Source organism: Maribacter spongiicola, from assembly GCF_004364165.1.
In the GTDB taxonomy this organism is placed as follows: domain Bacteria; phylum Bacteroidota; class Bacteroidia; order Flavobacteriales; family Flavobacteriaceae; genus Maribacter; species Maribacter spongiicola.
In genome coordinates this window covers 385,093-409,457 of the sequence record NZ_SOAY01000010.1, presented here as the reverse complement: position 1 = coordinate 409,457, position 24,365 = coordinate 385,093, and the positions used below count along the sequence as shown (strand labels likewise).

Below are 24,365 nucleotides of genomic sequence, written 5' to 3'. Positions count from 1 at the left end.
ATAAAATGCCAGCGCATATTAATTCATTACTGTTTATACCTTTTGGTATAAAAATATAATAAGGATATATTCACTGCCAATTTATAGAGCTTCTAATTAATGAGTACCAAACCACCGACCAAAAACATCCTAAAAATGCCCTGGCAAAACTTTAGCAGTAGTTCTGCATGGCGTTGGTTTAAAAAAGTTGTCATATTTATTATTTTCTCTTTAATCATAAATCATTTATCTACACCAGAAAGTTTTCCTGGTAGTGATGTATATAGATTCCCAATTGAAGGTTTTTTGGCTTCTATTATTTTATGCATTTTTATTGGCATCATAACCGAGCTTAATTTTCAATATTACAAGAAAAAGCATTTCTATAAAAAAATTGAAATGACAACTATTGTTTGGTTTATGGCTTCAACCTTAGGCTATATAACTCTCATGTACATTCCTATAAATTTTATTTTTAGTCTAGTAGTAGACGGTGAGATTGAGTTCTATTATTTATTAATTGGTTTACTGATTACCTTACTATTGAGCTTTATTCTCATAGGGTTGTCATATGCCCAAGATGTATACAATTTATATAAGACATCATTAAAAGATGCTGTTGTAACTATAGAAAGCGGTGCAAAAACTACAAAACTAGCTTATGAGAATATTGCATGCTTTTATAGTCAAAACAAAATTGTATTTGCCGTTAAAAATGATGGCACAACTATTAGTACCGATTTTATATTGAATGAGTTGGAAGAGAAAATAAACAATCAATTGTTTTATAGAGCCAATAGACAAATTATCGTTCACAAAGATGCTGTAGAAGAAATAGAAAAAATTGAGAATGGTAAACTACGTATTAAATTAAAAGCTGCTATTGAAAACGATGCTATTAAAGAAATAAATATCAGTAGGTACAAACGAAAAGAATTTATGAATTGGTTTCAATAATAAAAACCGACTATTCAGGTATTAATCTACTACCATTCAGTAAGAACATTAGTAAATAAAGGGAGTTTCAGCGTTTTTGTTCATTAATTCGTTTAGAATTTAAAACCTAAAATAATGAACAAAGTTACCTTACGACAAACTTTAATTCCATTAATTACCGTTGCAGTCATCTGCTTTATATGGTTTGGACCACTCCATTTAAGTTATATAGAAAACCTCGTTGTTTCACTATTAATCATCTTATCAAATTATATAGAATACAATGGAAAACCATTCTCAACGCTAGGCTTTCAACGTGAAAAATTCACGGTCAAAAACATCTTCGTATTAGCACCCTTAGTCGCACTAGGTCTCTTTGCTTTTTATGTCCTTTTATTGGTTCCTGGCATTACAAAACTTACAGGAGTTCCGATAGATTATTCAAGTTTTAAAGAATTGGAAGGAAATCTTTCCGCTTGCTTAATTGCCTTATTAGTCGTGTGGGCTACTGCCGGGTTTGGAGAAGAAATTATCTTTCGTGGTTATTTCATGAGACAATTTGTAAAATTCTTCGGAGAAAGTAAATTAAGTATTGTTCTTAATATCGTCCTGTTAGCTTGCTTTTTCGGATTTATGCACAGTTATCAAGGCATTACCGGACAAATTGTTGCAGGTACCGTTGGAGGGCTTATAGCTTTAATATTCTACCTACGCAAATACGACTTGTGGTTTGTAATTGCCGTACATGGTTTTTTTGATACCATTTCTTTGATTTGCATTTACTACGGCTTGGCTTAATGATAACTGGAAACAAATTATACATAGCGAACTCCCCTGATTTAATATACGCCTTGTATTTTATTTCATTAAAATCGAATAGTGAACGCAGTACTAACTCAGAAAAGCTAACAACAAAACAGATGTAGGTTTTAAATGATAGGTTTACATTTTACGTGTCTGCGGGCATAAACGTAAAACGTAAACCTCCCTAAGTTCATAGCGGAAAGCAGAAATTGTTGTTCTAACCTTACTTTTATAATACCAAAAAACAAACCACTAAGTTTGTTTAGTGCCTAAAACACCTATTTAACTTCGTATGCTTTGCATTTTATCGATCCAATTGCGATTGCCGTCGTTAGTTTCAAGAATTCTCAATTCCTTTTACCAGTAAAAAACAGACCGTTTGGTTGGTTTGTTAGTTTTATTGCTCTTTCGCTACTCATCACAACATTTCTTTCAAAATACTCCCTTGTTATCAAAAAAACATCTAAAACCTTCTCACATTTTAAATGGGATGTAATAATAAATTGGATTTTTCAAATTAGTGAAATTGTGTTAATTTCCTACTTATTAGTATCTTACCTTTCTATGCCTGATAAAATACATCTCGAAAATATCTTGTTTTTAGATATAGAAACCGTACCTGAAAAAAGTTCTTTTGACCAGTTAGATGAAACTACACAAGAACTGTGGGCGCACAAATCTAAATACCAAAGAAAAGATAATGTAACTGCAGAAGAGTTCTACGAGCGTGCCGGAATATGGGCAGAGTTCGGTAAAATTATTTGCATATCTGTAGGTTATTTTACGTTTCAAAAAGAGGTGCGTAATTTTAGAATCACCACGTTTTACGGAGAAGAAGCTAAGCTATTACAGGACTTTAAAGATTTATTAGACGAGCATTTTAACCATGTTAAAAATGTACTCTGTGCGCACAATGGCAAAGAATTCGACTTTCCGTATATCGCTCGCAGAATGATCATTCACGGTATATCGCTACCTCAAAAACTAGATTTGTTCGGTAAAAAACCATGGGAAGTTCCGCATATCGATACGATGGAGCTTTGGAAATTTGGCGACTACAAACATTATACTTCGCTAAAGCTAATGGCACATGTGTTGGGTATTCCTTCCCCTAAAGAAGATATCGATGGCAGCATGGTAAGGGTTGTATATTACGAAGAAAACGATTTAAACCGAATCGTTACCTATTGTGAACTAGACGTCTTGACTACTGCCCAGGTATATTTAAGATTAAGAAATCAGGATCTTTTAACCGATAATGAAGTAAAGAAAGTGGCTAATTCATAGAATCGAGTTAAAATTACCATCCACCGATATAAAAACAGCACTAATGATGTAATTTTGTTAGTAACGACATTTATTCAAAACGAGCCATACCTATGAAAAAAATCATCTTATTATTATCTGTAGTCATAGTACTGGCAAGCTGTTTACAAGAAAAGGAAATAAGCTCTATACACCCAGAAAACTGGTCAAAGAGAAAAATTACCATGAAGGTTCAAGATTCTTTAGAATACGGTAAATCTTATCTATCTATCTATTCTCAAATTTATAGCAGCTCAGAACATAAGACCCACAATTTAACGGCTATGGTAAGCTTACGAAATACAAGCGATGTAGATACTATTTACCTTTCTAAGGCCGAGTATTTTGATACCCATGGGGTATCGTTACGTAATTACTTTAGTCATCCTATTTATTTAGCCCCTTTAGAAACGGCTGAAATTATTATTGACGAGATGGATGTTGAAGGCGGTACCGGTTCTAACTTTATTTTTGAATGGCAAGCACCTAAAGATTGCCCCGAACCTCTATTTGAAGGTATCATGAATTCTACCGTTGGTCAACAAGGTCTTTCCTTTACTACTCAATCAAGAAGAATAAAGTAGTTTCTAATACTTATAGAATTTCGTGCTTTTGTTGATATTCCAATCTTGAATTTGTAATATATACAAACCTGAAGGTAGGTCTGAAACATTGATTCTAGCATCTGATGCTTTATCCATTTTCAATGCTACACCACCTGTACTCATTATTCTATACGTAGCAGTATCAGACGTTTTTACACTCAATTGAATTTCATCTACTGCAGGGTTAGGGTAAACGCTAAACGGTATATCAGAATCTGCACTTAACGCATGTAAAGTTTCTAACTCGGTATCTTCACCGCTAAAAGTAAACGTTGCTACTTCACTAAATTCAGAAGCGATGTTCTGTGAGCAGAATGTTCTTAATCTAAAAGAATAGGTAGTATCGATCAACAATCCCTTCCAGCTGAAGTTATTTACAGAAATATACTCTGTAGTCCATTCTTGTTGGTGAACTTCTTTATACTGAATTTCATAAAGTGCATCTTCCGAAGCATTCCAAGCTAATTTTACAGTAGACATTTCAGCTTCATCAAGATGAACTTCTGGGGCATTTATAGAACATGTCGTCATAGCAACACCTGAAACGATCAATGAAAAATCTTGCATAGCATTTACAAGTTCACCTTTATGGGTAACGGTAATAGTATAGGTACCATTTGCATTAGGTATTTCAACTCTTTCAAAAGGATCCACTAAATTATCTCCTTTAGTTGCTGGGCTAGCTGCCTGAGCAGGATTCAATTTCCAAGGTAAAAATGTTTGTCCATTTTTAGTAATTCTGATATCAAGATCATTTACCAAAGCGGCAGTAGTATTATTTAACTGACCTGAATTAATAAAACTAGATTGTACATCTGTCCAAGAAATTGAAGCAATCAATGTTTCGTTACCTTCTGCAGTTACATCAAATGAAAATGAATTTCCGTTTTCTAAAGTCTCTTCGGCAATGTGGCTAGAGAAATCTTTATTATTTAAAACCTCGGCCGCTTTTTTCGCATTCATAACGCCCCAGCCCATTTTATAATCAGGACCTTCTGTATCAATATCATCGGCAGTATGTAATGCCAACCCTTTTAAGGTCGCAGCTTTCATATACTCACCATATAATTCTTTGTTATACTGTTGTAACAATAATAAAGACCCGGTAACACCTGGTGTCGCCATTGAGGTACCAGAAGAAGTGTTGTAGCTAGTATTACTAATTGCATCAGTTGACAAAACAGCACTACCGTTACCGGCAAGGTCTGGCTTAATTCTACCATCATCAACAGGACCAAAGCTACTATATGCAGAAACATCTGCACTTTTTAAATTTCCGTTTCCGTCAATCTTAGAATTGGCAGCTGCAACGGTAATATTGTTTTTAGAAATGGTAAAACCTAACAGAACATCAAAACCATCTGCTGTTTTACCATAAGAAGGTGTTTCGTTATCTCTGCTCTTTTGTGCATTACCTGCAGCGGTTACCATTAAATAATAAGGAGCGTTGTACATGATTTTATCCCAATCTTGAGAAACTTTAGTATAAGCGCCAAAATACCAGTCTGGCACACGATCAGCTTTAATACCGTAAGAGTGGTTAGAAATTAGGAGTCCGTCAGCAGCAGCTTCGGTTACTTCAATTTTATCTCTAGTCCAATCATGAGATATTACATTGGCCATATTAGCCACACCTCTAGCGTCTTTTTTAATTCCCGTTGAAATTATACTTCCAGAAACTCTAGTTGCGTGTGCATCAACCTCAGCATTACCATCAGCAATAGTAACCCTAGATGCATATTCAATATGGTTCTCTAAGGCAACACCAGCATCCCACACACCAACATTCATTCCGTCACCATCTAAATTCAGTCCCAGTAAACCATCTGTGTTCAATGTACTTGCTCTAGAAACCATACCAGCTTCATCAGAATACGTTTCATAATATAAAGGACTACCATCTACCCCTATACCTTGCAATTCTATTTTTTTACCGTTCGCTAAAGTTTCCTTTATTTTCCAATTGTTCATTTTTGCTACCTCTTTAAGATGAGTTCTTTCAAGAGCATACTCAGAAACCAAATTAGATTTGAAATTTGCCAATTCGGTTCTCTTATTGTTTTCAGCAATTTTTAATCGTTGTTGAGAATTTTGTGCAGAAGCAATATGTATTGACGAAAACACAAAAAATAGCAGTATTAAAATACTACTTGTACGGTAAGTTGAATTGTAGGTAGTCAACATAGGTTTAAAATTGTAAGATTTGGACTACAAATATATAAACCTATTCCTGTGTTCGGTGAATGACAAGTTTTATTCGATGAATTGCACGAACATTGTGTTCAACCTGTTGTGAAAACGTCAATTTATGATGTGTAAGATTTTTCCTTCGATTAATTGTGCTTTAAGAATTAAAAGTAAAAACTGCGTAAACAGGAAAATGGTCGCTATAACCACCCATATACCGATCAGACACAAAGGTTCTGTAGGGCGTACCTTTATATTTACCTTCTTTTTCTCTTAAAGATTGATGATCATAGATGGCGGCAGTATCAAAACTGTGGGTATTCTTTTGAAATTTAAAAAAAGAATTCGAGATCAAAATTTGGTCGAACATATTCCATTTGTTACCATAAACAGATGACCCTTTACTATTAGGTATATGAATCTTCTCAAAAGGATTAAATAGACCGGCCCCTTCTGTCATCGTTTGAAGACTAATTGAAGACGGATCATCATTAAAATCGCCCATAACTATAATATTGGGCTCTAGTTCGGTTTTCTTTATAATTTCAATTTTTTCAACGATTTCATTTGCAGCAATAATCCGTTTGTATTCCGTTTCTACCCCACCATCTCTTCTAGATGGCCAATGATTTACAAACACATGTACCAACTCTTTATTAAGTTCACCCTTTACATATAGTATATCTCTGGTTGTATCTCTAACTCCGCCGGCATTATCGACCAATAAGGTCAATGGTTCTGAATATAAAACCTTAAAAAAACGTTTTCGGTAAATAAGACCCGTATCAATACCTCGCTCATCGGGCGAATCGTAATGAATAAATCCATAATCCAAATCGTCCATAGCATCGGTATCCAACAAGGCTTTAAAAACACTATTATTCTCAGCTTCGGCAACCCCTATTAATGCAGGTGGATAAGGGTGGTCTGCTGCACCTATCTTAACTATCGTCTTTGAGAGTTTCTCTAATTTACGCTGATAGCGCTCTACAGTCCACTTTTTTGCACCATCAGGTGTATAATCTTTGTCTAGAATCTTAGAATTACGCTCTGGATCAAATAGATTCTCTAAATTGTAGAACGCAATCGTGTAACGCTGTTTTTTTGTCTTTTTCTTAAAGAATGGAAATCGCATGTATTATTTTAAGGAGATAACTCTAGAAAAGCAAAGAGACATTCGAGGAAAATTAATTTAAAATTCATCGGAAAGGCTCAGAGCACAAAATCTAGATTATCGAGTCAATAAAAATACGAAATAGCTTATCGGTAAATGCTTAATTTTACACTTTACGGAATTTTATGATAGAAAAGAAGAGTATAGATTATGAAAAAGCGGTTCTTATTGGTATCATCAATAAAGACCAAAATGAAGAAAAGGTAAAGGAATACCTAGATGAACTAGAGTTTCTTACCTATACTGCCGGCGGTGAAGTTTTCAAACGTTTTACGCAACGTATGGATATCCCTAATCCGAAGACCTTAATAGGTACCGGAAAAATGGAAGAAATAGAAAAATATGTTGAAGAGAACGAAATTGGCTCGGTAATTTTTGATGATGAGCTAACACCAGGTCAACAACGTAATATTGAAAAACAATTACGTTGTAAGATTATTGATCGTACCAGTTTGATCTTAGACATTTTTGCGCAGCGTGCACAAACAAGTTATGCGAGAACACAGGTAGAACTTGCACAATATGAATACCTGTTACCAAGACTAACCGGATTATGGACGCACCTTGAGCGCCAAAAAGGGGGTATTGGTATGCGCGGACCTGGAGAAACAGAAATTGAAACGGATAGACGTATTGTACGTGACCGTATTACCTTATTAAAAAAGAAGCTTCTCAAAATAGACCGCCAAATGGAAACCCAAAGAGGTAACCGCGGTGCTTTGGTGCGTGTTGCTTTAGTTGGCTATACTAATGTTGGTAAGTCTACTTTAATGAATGTTATTAGTAAGAGCGAAGTATTTGCGGAGAACAAGCTGTTCGCTACCCTAGACACCACAGTTAGAAAGGTTGTTATAGGAAACCTACCTTTTCTCTTAAGCGATACAGTAGGGTTTATTAGAAAACTGCCAACACAGTTAGTAGAAAGCTTTAAAAGTACTTTAGACGAGGTTCGCGAGGCAGATTTACTATTACATATAGTAGACATCTCTCACCCGCAGTTTGAAGAGCATATAGAATCTGTAAATCAGATATTATCTGAAATCAAAAGTTCAGACAAGAAAATTATAATGGTCTTCAATAAAATTGACCAGTACGAGCACGAAACCATTGACGATGATGATTTAATTACAGAACGTACCGGAAGACATTTTACCATTAATGATTGGAAACAAACTTGGATGGAAAAAGTGGGCGACCGTGCCATTTTTATATCAGCTTTGAACAAAGAAAATCTAGATGAATTTAGAAAACGTGTTTATGATGAGGTTAGAGACATCCATATTACTCGTTTTCCATATAACAATTTCCTTTATCCGGAACATTTAGACGAGTATTAAATGTCAATTATAAACGAAATGATGTAGTTCATCGATGAAATTAAACCGATGGTAAATCTCACCACATTATGAGATCAGTTCACAACATAAATTGTTTGCAACAAGACCATATGAGTTAATTTTACAGTGTACTTAAGATAAGTCTTGACCCCAAATCGATATTTAACTTTTGAAAACTAAAAAGTAAAATCCCAAATTTTACGATAATTACTTAACCGAAAAAAGCCCTCTATATAGAGGGCTTTTTTATTATACACTATTTTCTAAAATACTATCTAAGACTATAAAGAGTAGTTAAGACCAACTAAGAAATACGTTTGTAATTTGTTATCAACCGTATCAAAAGTAGTAGCGGTTTCGCCCAATGTACCAACTGCATAATTTAGAGCTTCTTGCTTATTATCACGTAAACCGAATTCAAAACCTAAACCTATACCGTTCCATAAGGTGTAACCAAAAGAGTTGATCCAAGTTAAGTTAGAAAGGTCTCCGCTTTTATAGCTTTGAAACATAGAAAGGTTAGACTTGAAGTTAACCGCACCAATTTGTCTCGTGTAATCAGCAACGATTTTAGCACCTAAAGAAGATTCAAACACTGCGTCGTTATCACTAAATACAAAGTTGTAGTTTAATGGGTGAATTACAACAACTAAATCAGCGATAGGCGTCCAAGTAGCACCAACACCTAAATCAAGGTATCCCGGATCATTAAAGTTGTTCAATATTGTAGTTCTATATTCTGCTAAACCAGATATAGCCCACTTTTCGCTAAGCTTTCTACCGTAAAGAGATGTGATGTTAAATACATCAGTACCTTGTTTGAAACTGTCATCATCAGTATCATCGTTCTTATCATCAAACTTTACCCATCCTAAATTGATGTTACCAGAGTTTCTCCAGAAGAATTTCTCTTCGTTCAAATTTGCAAAAGCATTTACAGTTACACCAATGTTACCAGAAGATAAATCTGGAGTACCTTGACCGTACCAGTTATTAAAGCTACTAAGGTTTGCACCAATAGTACCGAATGCACCTTTTTTCCATCCTGGCAATGCATCTATAGCACCTTGAATAGCGTCAGCTCTTCCTTGAATAGCTGCGATAGAATCTTTCGCTGCACCTAATTGACCTTTTAGTTCTTCTTCTGTCTGAGAAAAACCAACAGTTGCAACAAATGCAAGAGCCAGAGTTAATACAATTTTCTTCATAATAATTAATGTTTATAATTTATAGTGGCGCAAAGGTAATAATACTTCGCAACATCTTTAAGTAGGAATATGTTATTTTCTTTTGTATAATGGCACAGAAGAGCAAGCCTCACCATACATAATAGACTTAGCCACAGGCTTTAAACGCTCTGCTAGAAACAGATAAGCGTTTGCCGGAACAGGTTTTTTACTACACCCTTTTACTATAATCAACTTATCTTGATATTGAGAAACATCGATATTTTCAATAACGGACTGATAGATACTAGTTTCCAAATCTACTAAAGAACCTTGAATTGCCTTTTTGGCGATACCACTAAGTTTTACACTTAATAGTAAATATGCCCAACCGGGTACAATAGCATCGGTAGAACAGTGCATAGCAACATAAGCGCCCTCGTATTGAGACCAATCATGTGCTTCAACAAAACTTCTAAAATCTTTCTCCTTTAAGATAAATCCTTCAAAAAGCCAGTCTTTGATATCTAGCACTACCCTATTACCTTTCGGGTAGTAATCTTCTAGGTTAAAAGTAATGAGTTTGCTCTGGGCAACTTTATTTACGATTTCTTCTTGCATAAAGGCATCTTTTAAATTGAAGAAACAATCTAATTAAAGAAGTCCTAATTCTAATTTTGCTTCTTCGCTCATTAAATCTTGTGTCCAAGGTGGATCAAAAGTAATTTCAACCTCGGCATCTTTAATAGCATCTAATGATTTTACTTTCTCCTCTACTTCTGCAGGTAAACTCTCCGCTACAGGGCAGTTAGGTGATGTAAGTGTCATTAATATTTTTACTTCATTATCTTCATTCACCAAAACATCATATATCAATCCTAATTCATAGATATCTACAGGAATTTCTGGATCATAAATGGTCTTTAAAATCTTAACGATTTTCTCCCCTAACTCTGCGCTGTCTTCAGCTATATTTTCATCACTCATAATCTACTAGTCTTCAATTTGTGTTTGATACGCTACTGCATATAACTTTAGTTGTTTGATCATACTTACCAAACCGTTTGCCCTTGTAGGCGACAAATGCTCTTTTAAACCAATTTCATCAATAAACTGCGTATCGGCATCTAAAATATCTTGTGGTTTTTGGTTGCTAAATGCACGTATTAGAATGGCAATAATGCCTTTAGTAATAATAGCATCGCTATCTGCTGTGAATACCAATTTATTATCTTCTAATTCGGCATGTACCCAAACTTTACTTTGACAACCTTTAATAATGTTATCTTCAGTCTTAAACTCTTCGTTAATTAGTGGAAGTGATTTGCCAAGATCAATCATGTACTCATAGCGCTGCATCCAATCATCGAACATAGAAAATTCATCTATAATCTCTTCCTGTATCTCTTTAATTTCCATTGCTTTATTTTATGCAAAAATACGATAACAATTGAAGGATTTCAAACCTTCACATTACCTGTTAAACTTTGTATTACAACAACATACTATTCGCTTTCAAAACACCTGCAACAAGTACATCTACTTCTTCTTTGGTATTATAGAAAGCAAAACTAGCACGTACGGTACCCGGTATTTTATAGAAATCCATAATTGGTTGTGCACAATGGTGCCCAGTACGTACTGCAATACCCAACTTATCTAGAATACTACCTATATCATAGGGGTGAATACCTTCTATATTGAATGATATAACAGAAGTCTTGTTTTTAGCCGTACCATAAATTTTGAGTCCCTCTATCTTCTGTAATTCCTCCGTAGCATATTTTAGTAACTCATGCTCGTATTTGGCAATATCATCAAAGCCAATGGAATTCATATAATCTAATGCAGCACCGAAAGCGATACCACCACAAATATTAGGAGTGCCAGCTTCAAATTTATGAGGTAAATCGGCATAGGTTGTTTTCTCGAAAGTAACCTCTGCAATCATTTCACCACCACCTTGGTAAGGCGGCAATTTATTTAACCACTCTTCTTTACCATATAACATACCTTCACCTGTTGGTCCACATATTTTATGTGCAGAACAGGTATAAAAATCAACATCTAAAGCTTGAACATCTGCGACTAAATGTGGAGCAGCCTGTGCGCCATCAATTAATACTGCAGCACCTACTATATGCGCCTTTTTAATTATTTCATCTACGGGATTAATAGTACCTAACGCGTTTGAAATATGGTTACAAAAAACCAGTTTTGTCTTATCGTTTAAAAGTTCTTCATAAACATCCATTCGTAATTCCCCTTCTAGATTCATAGGGATTACTTTTAAAACAGCACCCGTACGTTCACATAACATTTGCCACGGCACAATATTAGAATGATGCTCCATTGCAGAAACTAAAACCTCATCTCCTTTTTTAATCAAAGAAGCGAATCCGTTGGCTACAAGATTGATACTGTGGGTAGTACCTGACGTAAATATGATTTCATAAGGCTTTGCGGCATTAAAATGCTTCTGAATCTTTATTCTTGCCTGTTCGTATTTATCGGTCGCTTCTTGAGAAAGCGTATGTACACCACGGTGAATATTAGCATTGTAGTTTTGATAATAATCTACAATGACATCGATAACCTGTTGCGGAGTTTGCGAAGTAGCGGCATTGTCTAAATAGGCTAATGGCTTACCGTTCACCTGGCGCTTAAGAATTGGAAAATCTTCTCTTATTTTTTTAATATCTAGCATAGTCAATCTTCTTATATACAAAGATACCCGATAATGAAAACATATCGGGTATAGTACATTATCCTTTTGTGATAATCTATGTTTAATAAAAGTTAAAAACGGAATCCAACACCAGCTTTTAAGAAGCCTGTTTTCTCTTTAAAGTCATAATTACTTGTTTGACCATTAATTTCAGATTCTCCTTTGAATTTTATAGTAAGATAATCGTATTGCACCTGAACGAAAAAACGTTTAGATATATCATAAGACAATCCCACATTCAAGTTTAAACCACCTTCGGTATTGGTATCATCAACAATAAATTGATCCCCGTTATCATAATTTATATCTACTGAACTAAACGTATAGCCTAGACCAATTTGAGGTCTAAGAGCAGATAGACCTGGAATAGGCAACTCTGCAAATAGTTTAGGCTGCAATAAAAACTGTTTTGCTTTGTAATCAGACTCTAAATCCTGCACATTTGCTGATCCGTAGGTAAAATTGTCAAAGTTTTTCAAATAAGCTGCATTGAATCCTGCACCCAATATAACAGGACCCACATTTGCAAACCTGTATTTGATACCCAAATCCAAAACTCCGTTAAAATCATTTTGCAGATTACTATTAGCAACTAAGGGGTAATTAGCCTCAATGCTCCATTTCTGGTCTTGAGCCTGCATTATTAAAGAAGCGAAAACTAAAAAAGAGGCAAGAATAACTTTTTTCATATTTATTTTAGTCAGGAATTAACCGCGCTAAAATAGATTATACTGGTGTAAGAAAATACAACGGTTCGTTAAGAATAACCTAACGAACCGTTAATTATAAAAAATAAAATAATAAATATCTCTACAAATCGAACCCAAGGTTCACCCCTAGTTTCTTAGCAATCAATTTATTTATTCTGGTCTTTAGTTCAGGAATACGAACAGAAGACAATACGTTATTTGCAAAGGCATACATTAATAATGCTCTTGCTTCTTTCTGCGGAATACCTCTAGATTGTAGGTAGAACAAAGCATCTTCATCTAATTGACCAATGGTACAACCGTGAGAGCATTTTACATCATCGGCAAAAATTTCTAATTGCGGTTTTGTATTGATGCTAGCCTTGTCACTAATCAAAATATTGTTATTCTGCTGAAAAGCATTCGTTTTCTGAGCAATTTTATCTACAATAATCTTACCGTTAAAAACACCTGTAGAAGCATCACCATAAATACCTTTGTAATCTTGATGACTTTCACAATTTGGCTCAATATGATGCACTAAAGTATGGTGATCGACATGTTGTTTTTCTCCTAAAATAGTAACCCCTTTCATGGTAGAATCTATATACTCGCCATTCTGATAAAAGTTAAGATTGTTACGAATTAACTTACCACCAAAAGAGAAGGTATGAACCTTAACAAGACTCTTATCTTTTTGATCGATATATGTATTATCGATTAAAGATGCCGTTTCATTATCGTTCTGAATTTTATAAAAATCAACAATAGCACTTTTTGCAGCGAATATTTCAGTTACCGCATTCGTAAGTATGTCGTTAGAAGTTAAACTTTGGTGACGCTCAATAATTTGAACCTCAGCATTTTCTTCTACTATAATTAAATTTCTAGGCTGTAACAAAAGTGAAGCCTCATTACCAGTAGAGAAATGTAATATCTCAATAGGTTTTTTAGGCATTTTATTTTTTGGAATATAGATGTACGCCCCTTCTCTACTGAACGCCGTATTCAATGAAGTTAACGACTCATCCTTTGATGCTATTTTATTAAAATACACATCAATTACCTGCTTGTACATTGGCTTTGTAAGCGCTGCACTCATTAAACAGATATCTACTCCGTCATGTGTAGTTTCAGAAAGGTAAGAGCTATAAATGCCATCTACGAAAACAATCTTATACGTATCAATTTCGTGAATGAAATAGCGTTTTACATCTTTATACTCCAACGCATTCTCTTCTTTTGGGAATATGCTGAAATCTATTTTTTGTAAACTATTTAATGAAGTATATTTCCAAGCTTCTTCCTTTTTAGAAGGAAATCCTTTTTCCTCAAAGTTTTTTATAGCTGCCATACGAACATCGTGTACCGGATGCTCAACATCCACGTTGTTCTCAAACGCCATAAAAGAGGAAATCAATTTATCTTTTAAATCCATATATCTTTAGTATTAAGTCCTTAGTACAAAGTAATAAGTACTCTATACTAAGTACTTTGTACTTAGTACTAATTTTACACCGCTGTTTCTTGCTTTAACCAGTCGTATCCTTTTTCTTCAAGCTCTAGAGCAAGTTCTTTACCTCCAGATTTTACAATTTTACCATTGTGTAAAACGTGAACAAAATCAGGTACGATATATTCCAATAAACGTTGGTAGTGTGTAATTAAGATAACTGCGTTATCCTTACTTTTTAGTTTATTAACTCCACTAGCAACAATACGTAAAGCATCGATATCCAATCCAGAATCGGTTTCATCTAATATAGCCACCTTCGGCTCTAACATTGCCATTTGAAAAATCTCATTTCTCTTCTTCTCACCACCGGAAAAACCTTCGTTCAATGATCTAGATAAGAACTTACGGTCAATTTCTAATAACTCAGATTTTTCACGAATCAGCTTCAACATATCCTTTGCAGGCATATCTTCAAGACCTTTAGCCTTACGAGATTCGTTGATTGCAGTTTTCATAAAGTTGGTAACAGAAACACCTGGAATCTCAACTGGATATTGAAAAGAAAGAAAAACACCTTTGTGTGCTCTTTCTTCTGGAGAAACTTCTTCTAAATCTTCACCACTTAATTCAATTGAACCTTGAGTAACCTCAAAACGCTCGTTTCCGGCAATTACAGAAGCCAATGTACTTTTACCAGAACCGTTAGGTCCCATTATAGCATGTACTTCACCTGCTTTAACTTCTAGGTTTATTCCCCTTAATATCTCCTTATCGTCTACGCTAGCATGTAGATCTTTAATTTTCAACATAATATGTTACTTTAAATATTGTGGCGCCTACGGCGTTTTACTAAAATCTTAATTACTTTTTATCCTACAGAACCTTCTAAACTAATTTCCAATAATTTTTGTGCTTCTACAGCAAACTCCATTGGTAGTTTGTTAAGTACCTCTTTACTGAAACCGTTTACAATCAATGCAATTGCTTTTTCGGTATCAATACCCCTTTGATTACAGTAGAAAATTTGATCTTCACCAATTTTACTTGTTGTAGCCTCGTGCTCAATCATTGCCGATTTATTTTTTGCTTCGATATATGGGAAGGTATGTGCACCGCATTCGTTACCCATTAACAAAGAATCGCATTGAGAGAAGTTACGTGCATTATCTGCACGACTATTTATTTGAACTAAACCACGGTAGCTATTCTGCGATTTACCTGCAGAAATACCTTTAGATATAATGGTGCTCTTAGTATTCTTACCAAGGTGTATCATTTTAGTACCTGTATCTGCTTGTTGGTAATTGTTCGTTACAGCAATAGAATAAAATTCACCAATGGAGTTGTCTCCTTTTAAAATACAAGAAGGATATTTCCATGTTACTGCGGATCCTGTTTCAACTTGTGTCCAAGATACTTTAGCATTTTTCTCACAGATAGCTCTTTTAGTAACGAAGTTGTAAACACCCCCTTTACCTTCCTTATTTCCAGGGAACCAGTTTTGAACGGTTGAATACTTTATTTCAGCACCATCTAAAGCTATAAGCTCTACTACGGCCGCGTGTAATTGATTTTCATCTCTTGATGGAGCAGTACAACCTTCAAGGTAACTTACATAACTATCTTCATCAGCAATTAGCAACGTACGCTCAAATTGACCTGTACCTGCTTGATTAATTCTAAAGTATGTAGAAAGCTCCATTGGGCATCTTACCCCTTTTGGAATATAACAAAAAGAACCATCTGTAAATACTGCGGAATTTAGAGCAGCATAAAAATTATCTTTTTGTGGTACAACAGTACCCATATATTTCTTCACCAACTCTGGGTGCTCTTTTATAGCCTCTGAAATTGGCATAAAAATAATTCCTTTTTCAGCCAACGTCTTTTTAAAAGTTGTTGCTACAGAAACAGAATCTACAACAATATCGACAGCTACATTCTGTAATTTCTTTTGTTCATCAACAGAGATACCAAGCTTACGATACATTTCTAACAAATCTGGATCTACATCATCCAAGGTTTTATTAGGGTCAGCAGATTTTGGCGCAGAATAATAACTAATATTCTGAAAATCTGGTTTATCATAGTGTACATTAGCCCAGTTAGGCTCTTCCATACTTTCCCAAACTCGAAAAGCTTCTAAACGCCACTGTGTCATCCACTCCGGTTCTTCCTTTTTCTTTGAAATGGCAATAACAATTTCTTCGTTTAAGCCAATAGGGAATGTATCAGATTCAATATCTGTGTAGAAACCGTACTCATACTCTTTGGTTTCCAATTCTTTCTTTAATTCTTCTTCTGTATATGCCATAAGCCGCATTTAATCCCCCAAATGGGGAATATAATTCTTTTAAATAATTTTACTCTTCAATTCAACCAACTGTATTTCAATAGCAATTTTCCCTTAACTTTTTTTAATTGTTCCCCCTTTGGGGGCTAGGGGGCTTTTTACAATGAAAAGCTCTCGCCACAACCACACGTTCTTTGAGCGTTAGGATTGTTAAAAACAAAACCTTTTCCGTTTAATCCGCCAGAGTATTCCAACACCGTTCCTACTAAATATAAAAAGCTTTTTTTATCTACGATAATACGTACATTATTGTCTTCGAACACTTTATCAGCATCATCTTTTTTATTATCGAAGTTTAACTCGTATGACAATCCACTGCATCCGCCACTCTTTACCCCAACACGTACATAATCTGTCGTAGCATCAAAACCCTCTTCTGTCATAAGGTTGATTACTTTCTGTTTAGCCGTTTCTGATACTTGAATCATAATTAACTAGATTTAATCTAAATAGTTTACAAATATACGTTATAAGTCCGTTTTTCCCATAGAACCTAACATTATTATAACGTATATATTAATAGAGAAATACTATATACAAAAGAGTGCGCCTATTTAATTCTTAAAAGAATTAGGTCAGATTTTCCTTTAGAGGTTAAGGAATTGAAATCTGTACTTGAAGATTCTCCTATTATTAAGATGCTTCCGTCTTTATTTTCAACTAAATCAAAGCCGAAATCTAAACCTGAACCACCAAAAGATTCTTGCCAAACCAAGCTGCCAAATGCATTTGTTTTTACGACCCAAATGTCATTTTCTCCATTATTTGCAGTACTATGTTTATCGTCACTTTTAGTATTACCCGTTATTATAAAACCACCATCCTTACTTTGAATTACAGCTTGTGCGAGATCGAACTGACTACCACCATAGGTTTGTTCCCAAATCATATTTCCTTCTTCATCTAGTTTAATCATCCACATATCAGACTCTCCGTTATTCAACAGAATATCCCCATCTGTACTGAAGGTATTACCTACTATTACAAAACCATTATCACTGGTTTTAGCAATATCATAAGCAACTTCTATACCCTCGCCACCATAAGAATGTTCCCAAACAAAATTTCCAAACTTATCTACTTTCACCACCCAGAAGTCATAACTACCGTTGGTATCACTAATATCATAATCTTCACTTTCAGTAAAACCTGCCATTACAAAGCCGCCATCGCTGGTTTGCACTGCACTATGTGCCCTATCATTATTTGTTCCTCCAAAATAACCGCGCCACTGCACGCTACCTTCATCGTCAATTTTAGTTCCCCAAAATTCTCCAACCCCATGACTAGTCAATGAATTTCCTTTCTCGGTATTACCGTCTGCCCTAGCCGAGGTAATATCTAAAAAACCCGTAAAAAAATAACCGCCTTGCGATGCCTCAAGAATATCGTACGAATGGTCATGACCAGAAAAACCATAACTACTCTCCCATTCTAAAACGCCTTGAGCATCTAATTTTATAATCCAATTATCATGAAAACCCTCATTATTAGAGGCATCGCCATCGCTGCTCATAGAATATCCTGTTAAAATATAACCGCCATCTTTTGTAAGCGCTAAACTTTGCCCAATATCATCTTTACTACCGCCATATGTCTTGTTCCACTGTAAATTATTGTTTTCATCAAACTTCATAAACCAATAATCATTCTCTTCTTGCGTTTTTGTAGAAATATCGCCATCAATACTTGATGTATACCCTACGATAGCATAGCCACCATCATTTGTTTTTACAATGGCTTGTGCACTTTCATTTCCACTGCCTCCAAAACTCTTTATCCAATCTAGCTCCCCCTTAAAACCAGTTGTCAAACCATCGATAGATACTTCCGCCTCTTCCTTAGCACAAGAAAAAAGAATAGAAAAAAGCAAGATCAGAAGTATATTTCGCATAATTAATTCGATTTCTGAATGATAAAAAATCCGTTATTAATATCACTAACAATTATTTTACCACTCTCGAAATAAGGGTAAACACTCCACACTCCAGCAAATTGAGTGTTATCATTTGAAGGATATGTATCAAAAAAAGCCTTTTCGGTTACATTCTTATTCGCTATGTCTGTGATATCTAAAACTCGAACCCCAGCAGTATAATTAGCTAAGAAAAACTCATCTCCTATAACATAGCCATTGTGATCAATTGCCGCTGTAGAACCTGAATAAGTGTGATGGAGGACTGGATTCTCCAAATCTTCCATATCAAAAATAAATGTACGTGTCTTGAATCCTACATTCACCTCATCCAATTCATCTCCTAAAATAAAATAGCGATGATCCTCGGTAAACCAGCCTTGGTGCGTATAACTAACATTTGGATAAGACAATGTAGCTAAGGTAACCGGTGCATTTTTATCTGAAACATCTACTACAACTACCAAATCCTCATTGGCACCAACAAAAATTTCTGAGCCCACATACCTCGTATCAGCACCATTATAAGTAATTACCTGAGCATCGTGTGTATAACCATTTAACCCCCAGCCCCCTGAAAGTGTTGGTGCTATAGGATTTTGAAGATTTAAAAAATGTACCCCGCCATTAAATTGATCATTTCTAGCTGTACCAACAGGATAGGCAAAACCAGAATCTTCATTAATAACAATATTATGGGCATTACCCAAATTGGTATACCTACCATCTGAGGTAAATGTTTGAGGACCATTATTCAGGTTTCTTAGTTTCTTTAAATTAAAAATCTGAACACCATGATTATTGGCTTCAGAAACCACATAAGCATAATTTTCAAAAACCTTTACATCTCGCCAAGAACTAGAAGCTGTAGCGGTTGGCAATTTTCCTAGATATATAGGATTTTCGGCATCAGAAATATCTATAAAGGCTGTTCCGTTCGCTAAACCCAAAATAGCATATTCCTTACCTGTTTCAGTATCTGTCCACCCCCAAATATCATTGGCCTCATTGGTAGAAAAAACATCTAAAGCAAAATGTGCCACTAAATCATACCCGCTACATGGGTATATACCTGCAAATCCGTTTTCACATGGAATCACACTATTTTGCACAGGAGTCTCTTTAGGAGTTTGCTCTTCACCACCAGCATCTATTATCTCGGTAGCAACATCATCAGATGAGCATCCAAAAATTATAATAAATGTTAAAAACCAAATGCCTTTATTCATGTAATCGATTTATTTTCAATACCTAAAGATAGTAATTGCTTATTTTGAAAAATAACAAATCTATAAATACCTTAAAGTTATTGATTGAAATAAATTACCTTCAATACCAAATCAAACAACAACAACTTATTATGTCACACGACAAAAACAACACTCGCCGAAAATTTATGAAGAATACCGGTATGGCGGCAGCCGGTTTTATGATCGTACCTAGACACGTTTTAGGTGGAACAGGGTTTGTCGCACCAAGCGATAAATTAAATATTGCCGGTATTGGCGTTGGTGGTAAAGGTCAAAGCGATATTTCTTCGTTTGCCGAAAGCCCCAATGTAAATATCGTATCTCTTGCCGATGTCGATGATAGACAAGCAATTGGATCTAGAGAAGCATTCCCGAAGGCAAGTTATTTCAATGACTTTAGAGAAATGTTAGATAAAGAAGGCAAAAATATTGATGCCGTATCTGTATCTACACCAGATCACAACCATGCCGTCGCAGCTTACCAGGCAATGTCTATGGGCAAACATGTATACGTTCAAAAACCTCTGACGCATGACATTTGGGAAGCAAGAATGTTGACCGAAGCGGCGAAAAAATTCAAAGTAGTTACACAAATGGGTAACCAAGGTGGCTCTGGCGACGGAGTACGTACCATGAAAGAAATTTATGATACGGGCATTATTGGTGAAGTACATACCGTAAAATGCTGGACAAATAGAGCTATTTGGCCACAAGCATTACAAACACCTACCAAAAAAGACAAAATTCCGAAAGGTCTAAACTGGGATCTTTGGTTAGGAACCGCAGCAGCAAGAGATTATAACAATGCCTACCTGCCTTTTGACTGGAGAGGTTGGTCAGATTTCGGAACAGGTGCACTTGGCGATATGGCATGTCATATTATGGATCCTGTTTATAGAATATTACCAATTTTATATCCTGATACCGTAGAATGTAGCGTTTCTGATTCTTTTAGTGGTAATTTTCAATATAAAGACTACCCAAAGAGTTTCCCGAACTCTAGTAAAATACATTTAAGCTACCCAAGAACAGATGGTAAAGGAAAAATAAAAGTTACTTGGATGGATGGCGGATTGCTACCTGAAAGACCAGAGGAATTAGGCGATGACGAAGCTTTGGGAAACTGGGATGGTGGCGTATTATTCATTGGTACAAAAGGAAAATTAATGGCAGATTGCTACGGTGCAAACCCGAGGTTATTACCATTAACCCTTAATGAACAATTTGAAGTAGAACAAACCATTGCACGTGTACCAGAAGGTCACTATTTACAATGGGTAAATGCTTGTATGGCAGGCTACGGAAATGCAGAAACAAGTTCTTCTTTTGATTATGCCGGTCCGTTTACAGAAAGTATCCTTATTGGTAACTTGGCATTAAAATCATACTTTGAAGTAGACCCAACTGTTGAAAATCAAAGCTTCTGGGGTGGCGGGAAACAATATCACGGAAGAAAACGTTTACAGTGGGATGCAGCAAATATGAAGGTTACCAACTTCGAACCTGCAAATAAATATGTAAAACGTACCTACAGAGATGGGTATTCGGTAGGATAAGACCAAAACATTAATACAATTACAATAGTAAATCCGAAGTTTTTCAGCTTCGGATTTTTTTATACCATTCATCTTGTTTTACTTCTTATTTTTGCAACATGCTAGAAGATAAAGAACAAGAAAGGACGTCATTAGAGAAACTAGGTGAATTCGGACTCATAGAACACCTGACTAAAGATTTTAAAATTAAACAGGAATCTACCGTAAAAGGTATTGGTGATGATGCTGCAGTTTTAGATTTTAAAAACAATAAAACGGTTATCAGTACAGACCTTTTAATAGAAGGGGTACATTTCGACCTTGCCTATATGCCACTAAAGCATTTAGGTTACAAATCTATTATGGTCAATCTTTCTGATATTTACGCCATGAACGCAACAGCAACTCAGGTAACTGTTTCTTTAGCTGTTTCAAACAGATTTCCATTAGAAGCGCTTGAAGAATTTTATGCAGGTGTAGCAACAGCATGCAAAACATACAATGTTGATTTGGTAGGTGGTGACACCACCTCATCTAAAACAGGATTAATGATCAGTGTTACCGCAATTGGTATCGCTAATGAAGAAGATATCGCTTACCGCTCAGGTGCAAAACCAAACGATCTTTTGGTAGTCACTGGAGATTTAGGTGCCGCATACATGGGACTACAGGTATTGGAACGTGAAAAAGAGGTTTTTAAGGTAAACCCTAATAGTCAGCCCGATTTAGAACCATATTCTTACATTGTAGAGCGACAGTTGAAGCCCGAAGCTAGAAAAGACATTACTGAACTATTGAAAAAATTAGATGTTCACCCAACATCGATGATTGATATTAGTGACGGACTCTCATCTGAAATTTTACATTTAAGTAAGAGTAGCGGACTGGGAATTGATTTGTACGAAGACAAAATTCCTTTAGACCCTACCGTAATTTCAGCTTGTGAAGAGTTTAAAATGGATAGCACCCTTGTAGCGCTTAGCGGCGGTGAGGACTATGAATTATTGTTTACAATAGACCAAAAAGAATTCCCAAAAATTAAGGGTAATCCAAACTTGACCGTCATAGGGCATACCACGGGAAAAGACGAAGGTGCTTTCTTAATTTCTAGGAATAATACGAAGATTCCATTAACCGCGCAGGGCTGGAATTCATTTAACTAAAACAAGACGAATTATGCTACTTGCTGTTGTTGTTGGGTAGCTGTAGTATGTCTTCTTTGGTAAATATGCTCTAAAGTTCTGTTGATATCTTGTAACTCAGGTGTTAAATTAGAAAGATTACCACTTACATCTGTAGTTACCTGTTTTTGACAGTGAATACACTTGTACTCTTTAATATGAGAGGTCACTTTTTTAGATATTGAATAGTGGTGACCGAAAATGTTGCAGAATAATTTTTTCATGCTGTAGGCTTTTATGCAAAGATTTCGATTTGGGTTATCGAGAAAATGCGATTAATATATTAGGTTGAATTTCAAGGAAATTAGCATACACTTTGTTTCCTTTGGTTAAAGTACGGCATATTAAAGGCCTGTACCAGTAATTGTTGTGAGTTTTACCTAACCTGTTGTCAACACCCTTTTTTTTGCTGTTTCAGAAAATGAAAAATCTCGCCTTGCCTGTTATTTAATAATCTTTCACTTAATTTGCATTCATGTTCAAAAAGAAGGAAACCCTCGTTACGGCTTTTGCATTGTTCTCCCTTTTTTTTGGAGCGGGCAATCTAATTTTACCTCCATTATTAGGTTTTAATTCTGGTGACCAATGGCTCATTGTCACCATCGGTTTCGGACTATCAGCAGTTGCAATTCCTGTACTTGGTATTTTGGCACATGCAAAACTGCAAGGCACGCTTATAGATTTTGGCAATAAAGTATCGCCAACGTTCAGTTTGATCTATGCGTTTTTCATTTATGCCATTGCTATTGCATTACCTAGCCCAAGAACTGCTTCGGTAACCCACGAAATAGCCATACAGCCCTACTGGGATATCTCCTCTTGGTTTACAAGTAGTATCTACTTTGCTTTAGTATTGTTATTCGCTTTAAACCGATCTAAAATTCTGAATATTTTAGGTAAAATATTAACGCCTGCCATAATTCTGATTTTGCTTTTAGTAATTGGGATAACCATTTTCTCTTTCCCATTCGATTTCGGAAGCATTTCATTTGCGAGTCCGTTTACAAACGGTATACTAGAAGGCTACCAAACCTTTGATGCCATTGGTGCTGTCGTTGTTGGCGGGGTAATTATTATATCGATCAATTTAAAATATACCCATGCCTCATATGAAGATAAAAAACTACTGATACGCAACGCCGCTTGGTTTGCAGGCTTATCGCTGTTTTTAATTTATATGGGATTAATTCTTTCTGGATCGTTAGTACATTCGATTTTTGATGCCGATACCACGAGAACAGAAATATTATCTGGCTTGGCTATACAAAGTCTAGGAAACATCGGTAACTTGTTTCTGAGCATTTTGGTAGGGCTAGCTTGCTTTACTACTGCAGTTGGTATTGTTACTGGAACAGCAGATTTTGCAGCATCTAGATTCAATGATTCAAAAACGGTCTATACAATAACTGCAATTCTTGGTAGTGTGCTTGGTGTTTTAGTAGGTCAATTCAATGTCGCCTATATTATTGCCGTGGCTATACCATCTTTAATGTTTATTTATCCGATAACCATTATTCTTATTCTATTGAATGTAGTGCCAGATAAATTTGCATCTGTTTTTGTTTTTAGAGCGGTTACGATTACCACCATCATATTTAGTATTCCAGATTTCTTAGGTAGTATAAGCTCATTATCGCCCGCAGCAGATACCTTCTCTTGGATTCCGCTGCAAAAATATAGTTTGGGGTGGGTATTACCTGCTTTAGTGGTGTTTGTACTTTCAAATTTGTATAGCAAATCCATCAAAAAATAACTTCCTGTAAAT

General features: G+C 35.4%; 23 protein-coding genes. 8 read left to right on the top strand and 15 right to left on the bottom strand.

The features are described 5' to 3' along the window. Positions 1 to 135: 135 nt before the first annotated feature. From CLV90_RS02440 to CLV90_RS02425, 4 genes are all read left to right on the top strand, one after another. Positions 136 to 936, top strand: a complete 801-nt coding sequence (locus CLV90_RS02440; protein ID WP_243835247.1) for a LytR/AlgR family response regulator transcription factor — start codon at positions 136 to 138, stop codon at positions 934 to 936. 114 nt (positions 937 to 1,050) lie between these two features. Next, positions 1,051 to 1,713 (top strand): CPBP family intramembrane glutamic endopeptidase, encoded by a 663-nt coding sequence (locus CLV90_RS02435; RefSeq protein WP_133685929.1) that lies wholly within the window; start codon positions 1,051 to 1,053, stop codon positions 1,711 to 1,713. A gap of 570 nt (positions 1,714 to 2,283) precedes the next feature. Then, positions 2,284 to 3,006 carry a 3'-5' exonuclease gene (locus CLV90_RS02430; protein WP_133685928.1) on the top strand — a complete coding sequence of 241 codons (723 nt, stop codon included), beginning with the start codon at positions 2,284 to 2,286 and terminating at the stop codon, positions 3,004 to 3,006. Positions 3,007 to 3,098: 92 nt separating this feature from the next. Further along, positions 3,099 to 3,608: a DUF3124 domain-containing protein gene (locus CLV90_RS02425; protein ID WP_133685927.1), complete on the top strand. Its 510-nt coding sequence runs from the start codon at positions 3,099 to 3,101 to the stop codon at positions 3,606 to 3,608. A 3-nt stretch (positions 3,609 to 3,611) separates the two neighbouring features. Here the strand turns inward: CLV90_RS02425 and CLV90_RS02420 are convergent, their stop codons facing one another. Then, positions 3,612 to 5,813 carry a S8 family serine peptidase gene (locus CLV90_RS02420; RefSeq protein WP_133685926.1) on the bottom strand — a complete coding sequence of 734 codons (2,202 nt, stop codon included), beginning with the start codon at positions 5,811 to 5,813 and terminating at the stop codon, positions 3,612 to 3,614. Between the two features lie 160 nt (positions 5,814 to 5,973). Continuing rightward, positions 5,974 to 6,951, bottom strand: a complete 978-nt coding sequence (locus CLV90_RS02415) for an endonuclease/exonuclease/phosphatase family protein (protein ID WP_133685925.1) — start codon at positions 6,949 to 6,951, stop codon at positions 5,974 to 5,976. Between the two features lie 164 nt (positions 6,952 to 7,115). On the opposite strand from CLV90_RS02415, the gene hflX reads away from it, so the two are divergent. After that, positions 7,116 to 8,327: a GTPase HflX gene (hflX, locus tag CLV90_RS02410; protein ID WP_133685924.1), complete on the top strand. Its 1,212-nt coding sequence runs from the start codon at positions 7,116 to 7,118 to the stop codon at positions 8,325 to 8,327. 281 nt (positions 8,328 to 8,608) lie between these two features. Here the strand turns inward: hflX and CLV90_RS02405 are convergent, their stop codons facing one another. The 12 genes from CLV90_RS02405 to CLV90_RS02350 form a co-directional block, all read right to left on the bottom strand. Then, the gene (locus tag CLV90_RS02405; protein ID WP_133685923.1) at positions 8,609 to 9,535 is read right to left on the bottom strand and encodes a DUF3078 domain-containing protein; all 927 of its coding nucleotides are present in this window, start codon (positions 9,533 to 9,535) and stop codon (positions 8,609 to 8,611) included. Between the two features lie 72 nt (positions 9,536 to 9,607). Beyond that, a complete protein-coding gene (locus CLV90_RS02400; protein ID WP_133685922.1) occupies positions 9,608 to 10,114 on the bottom strand; it encodes a DUF2480 family protein in 507 nt (168 codons plus the stop codon). 33 nt (positions 10,115 to 10,147) lie between these two features. Continuing rightward, the gene (locus CLV90_RS02395) at positions 10,148 to 10,480 is read right to left on the bottom strand and encodes an SUF system Fe-S cluster assembly protein (RefSeq protein ID WP_036151130.1); all 333 of its coding nucleotides are present in this window, start codon (positions 10,478 to 10,480) and stop codon (positions 10,148 to 10,150) included. Between the two features lie 6 nt (positions 10,481 to 10,486). Further along, complete coding sequence (locus CLV90_RS02390) at positions 10,487 to 10,912, bottom strand: SufE family protein (RefSeq protein ID WP_133685921.1); 426 nt, start codon at positions 10,910 to 10,912, stop codon at positions 10,487 to 10,489. 73 nt (positions 10,913 to 10,985) lie between these two features. Next, positions 10,986 to 12,200: an aminotransferase class V-fold PLP-dependent enzyme gene (locus CLV90_RS02385; RefSeq protein WP_133685920.1), complete on the bottom strand. Its 1,215-nt coding sequence runs from the start codon at positions 12,198 to 12,200 to the stop codon at positions 10,986 to 10,988. A 92-nt stretch (positions 12,201 to 12,292) separates the two neighbouring features. Then, the gene (locus tag CLV90_RS02380) at positions 12,293 to 12,910 is read right to left on the bottom strand and encodes an outer membrane protein (protein WP_133685919.1); all 618 of its coding nucleotides are present in this window, start codon (positions 12,908 to 12,910) and stop codon (positions 12,293 to 12,295) included. Positions 12,911 to 13,031: 121 nt separating this feature from the next. After that, entirely contained in the window at positions 13,032 to 14,348 is a 1,317-nt protein-coding gene (gene sufD / locus CLV90_RS02375) for a Fe-S cluster assembly protein SufD (RefSeq protein WP_133685918.1), read from the bottom strand. Between the two features lie 74 nt (positions 14,349 to 14,422). Continuing rightward, positions 14,423 to 15,175: a Fe-S cluster assembly ATPase SufC gene (gene sufC, locus CLV90_RS02370; RefSeq protein WP_133685917.1), complete on the bottom strand. Its 753-nt coding sequence runs from the start codon at positions 15,173 to 15,175 to the stop codon at positions 14,423 to 14,425. A gap of 59 nt (positions 15,176 to 15,234) precedes the next feature. After that, a complete protein-coding gene (sufB, locus tag CLV90_RS02365) occupies positions 15,235 to 16,680 on the bottom strand; it encodes a Fe-S cluster assembly protein SufB (RefSeq protein WP_133685916.1) in 1,446 nt (481 codons plus the stop codon). Between the two features lie 137 nt (positions 16,681 to 16,817). Then, positions 16,818 to 17,147, bottom strand: coding sequence for a HesB/IscA family protein (locus CLV90_RS02360; protein WP_068480363.1), 330 nt, complete (start codon positions 17,145 to 17,147; stop codon positions 16,818 to 16,820). A 122-nt stretch (positions 17,148 to 17,269) separates the two neighbouring features. Further along, positions 17,270 to 18,613 carry a hypothetical protein gene (locus tag CLV90_RS02355; RefSeq protein ID WP_133685915.1) on the bottom strand — a complete coding sequence of 448 codons (1,344 nt, stop codon included), beginning with the start codon at positions 18,611 to 18,613 and terminating at the stop codon, positions 17,270 to 17,272. A gap of 2 nt (positions 18,614 to 18,615) precedes the next feature. Then, positions 18,616 to 19,863: a choice-of-anchor B family protein gene (locus CLV90_RS02350; RefSeq protein WP_133685914.1), complete on the bottom strand. Its 1,248-nt coding sequence runs from the start codon at positions 19,861 to 19,863 to the stop codon at positions 18,616 to 18,618. Positions 19,864 to 19,994: 131 nt separating this feature from the next. Here CLV90_RS02350 and CLV90_RS02345 point away from each other — a divergent pair, with 131 nt between their 5' ends. Continuing rightward, complete coding sequence (locus CLV90_RS02345; protein WP_133685913.1) at positions 19,995 to 21,440, top strand: Gfo/Idh/MocA family protein; 1,446 nt, start codon at positions 19,995 to 19,997, stop codon at positions 21,438 to 21,440. Positions 21,441 to 21,538: 98 nt separating this feature from the next. Further along, positions 21,539 to 22,582, top strand: coding sequence for a thiamine-phosphate kinase (thiL, locus tag CLV90_RS02340; protein ID WP_133685912.1), 1,044 nt, complete (start codon positions 21,539 to 21,541; stop codon positions 22,580 to 22,582). Between the two features lie 11 nt (positions 22,583 to 22,593). Here thiL and CLV90_RS02335 read toward each other — a convergent pair whose 3' ends face one another. Continuing rightward, entirely contained in the window at positions 22,594 to 22,824 is a 231-nt protein-coding gene (locus CLV90_RS02335; RefSeq protein ID WP_133685911.1) for a hypothetical protein, read from the bottom strand. A 251-nt stretch (positions 22,825 to 23,075) separates the two neighbouring features. Between CLV90_RS02335 and CLV90_RS02330 the strand changes: the two genes are divergently transcribed. After that, positions 23,076 to 24,353: a branched-chain amino acid transport system II carrier protein gene (locus tag CLV90_RS02330; protein WP_133685910.1), complete on the top strand. Its 1,278-nt coding sequence runs from the start codon at positions 23,076 to 23,078 to the stop codon at positions 24,351 to 24,353. Positions 24,354 to 24,365: the final 12 nt, after the last annotated feature.

Bases quoted from the DNA above. Each gene is read 5' to 3' on its own strand.
- CLV90_RS02350 (WP_133685914.1), bottom strand. From the start codon at position 19,863: ATGAATAAAGGCATTTGGTTTTTAACATTTATTATAATTTTTGGATGC.
- CLV90_RS02355 (WP_133685915.1), bottom strand. From the start codon at position 18,613: ATGCGAAATATACTTCTGATCTTGCTTTTTTCTATTCTTTTTTCTTGT.
- CLV90_RS02380 (WP_133685919.1), bottom strand. From the start codon at position 12,910: ATGAAAAAAGTTATTCTTGCCTCTTTTTTAGTTTTCGCTTCTTTAATA.
- CLV90_RS02360 (WP_068480363.1), bottom strand. From the start codon at position 17,147: ATGATTCAAGTATCAGAAACGGCTAAACAGAAAGTAATCAACCTTATG.
- CLV90_RS02330 (WP_133685910.1), top strand. From the start codon at position 23,076: ATGTTCAAAAAGAAGGAAACCCTCGTTACGGCTTTTGCATTGTTCTCC.
- CLV90_RS02345 (WP_133685913.1), top strand. From the start codon at position 19,995: ATGTCACACGACAAAAACAACACTCGCCGAAAATTTATGAAGAATACC.
- sufD (WP_133685918.1), bottom strand. From the start codon at position 14,348: ATGGATTTAAAAGATAAATTGATTTCCTCTTTTATGGCGTTTGAGAAC.
- CLV90_RS02420 (WP_133685926.1), bottom strand. From the start codon at position 5,813: ATGTTGACTACCTACAATTCAACTTACCGTACAAGTAGTATTTTAATA.
- CLV90_RS02415 (WP_133685925.1), bottom strand. From the start codon at position 6,951: ATGCGATTTCCATTCTTTAAGAAAAAGACAAAAAAACAGCGTTACACG.
- CLV90_RS02435 (WP_133685929.1), top strand. From the start codon at position 1,051: ATGAACAAAGTTACCTTACGACAAACTTTAATTCCATTAATTACCGTT.
- hflX (WP_133685924.1), top strand. From the start codon at position 7,116: ATGATAGAAAAGAAGAGTATAGATTATGAAAAAGCGGTTCTTATTGGT.
- CLV90_RS02400 (WP_133685922.1), bottom strand. From the start codon at position 10,114: ATGCAAGAAGAAATCGTAAATAAAGTTGCCCAGAGCAAACTCATTACT.
- CLV90_RS02335 (WP_133685911.1), bottom strand. From the start codon at position 22,824: ATGAAAAAATTATTCTGCAACATTTTCGGTCACCACTATTCAATATCT.
- CLV90_RS02440 (WP_243835247.1), top strand. From the start codon at position 136: ATGCCCTGGCAAAACTTTAGCAGTAGTTCTGCATGGCGTTGGTTTAAA.
- CLV90_RS02425 (WP_133685927.1), top strand. From the start codon at position 3,099: ATGAAAAAAATCATCTTATTATTATCTGTAGTCATAGTACTGGCAAGC.
- CLV90_RS02405 (WP_133685923.1), bottom strand. From the start codon at position 9,535: ATGAAGAAAATTGTATTAACTCTGGCTCTTGCATTTGTTGCAACTGTT.
- sufB (WP_133685916.1), bottom strand. From the start codon at position 16,680: ATGGCATATACAGAAGAAGAATTAAAGAAAGAATTGGAAACCAAAGAG.
- sufC (WP_133685917.1), bottom strand. From the start codon at position 15,175: ATGTTGAAAATTAAAGATCTACATGCTAGCGTAGACGATAAGGAGATA.
- CLV90_RS02390 (WP_133685921.1), bottom strand. From the start codon at position 10,912: ATGGAAATTAAAGAGATACAGGAAGAGATTATAGATGAATTTTCTATG.
- thiL (WP_133685912.1), top strand. From the start codon at position 21,539: ATGCTAGAAGATAAAGAACAAGAAAGGACGTCATTAGAGAAACTAGGT.
- CLV90_RS02395 (WP_036151130.1), bottom strand. From the start codon at position 10,480: ATGAGTGATGAAAATATAGCTGAAGACAGCGCAGAGTTAGGGGAGAAA.
- CLV90_RS02385 (WP_133685920.1), bottom strand. From the start codon at position 12,200: ATGCTAGATATTAAAAAAATAAGAGAAGATTTTCCAATTCTTAAGCGC.
- CLV90_RS02430 (WP_133685928.1), top strand. From the start codon at position 2,284: ATGCCTGATAAAATACATCTCGAAAATATCTTGTTTTTAGATATAGAA.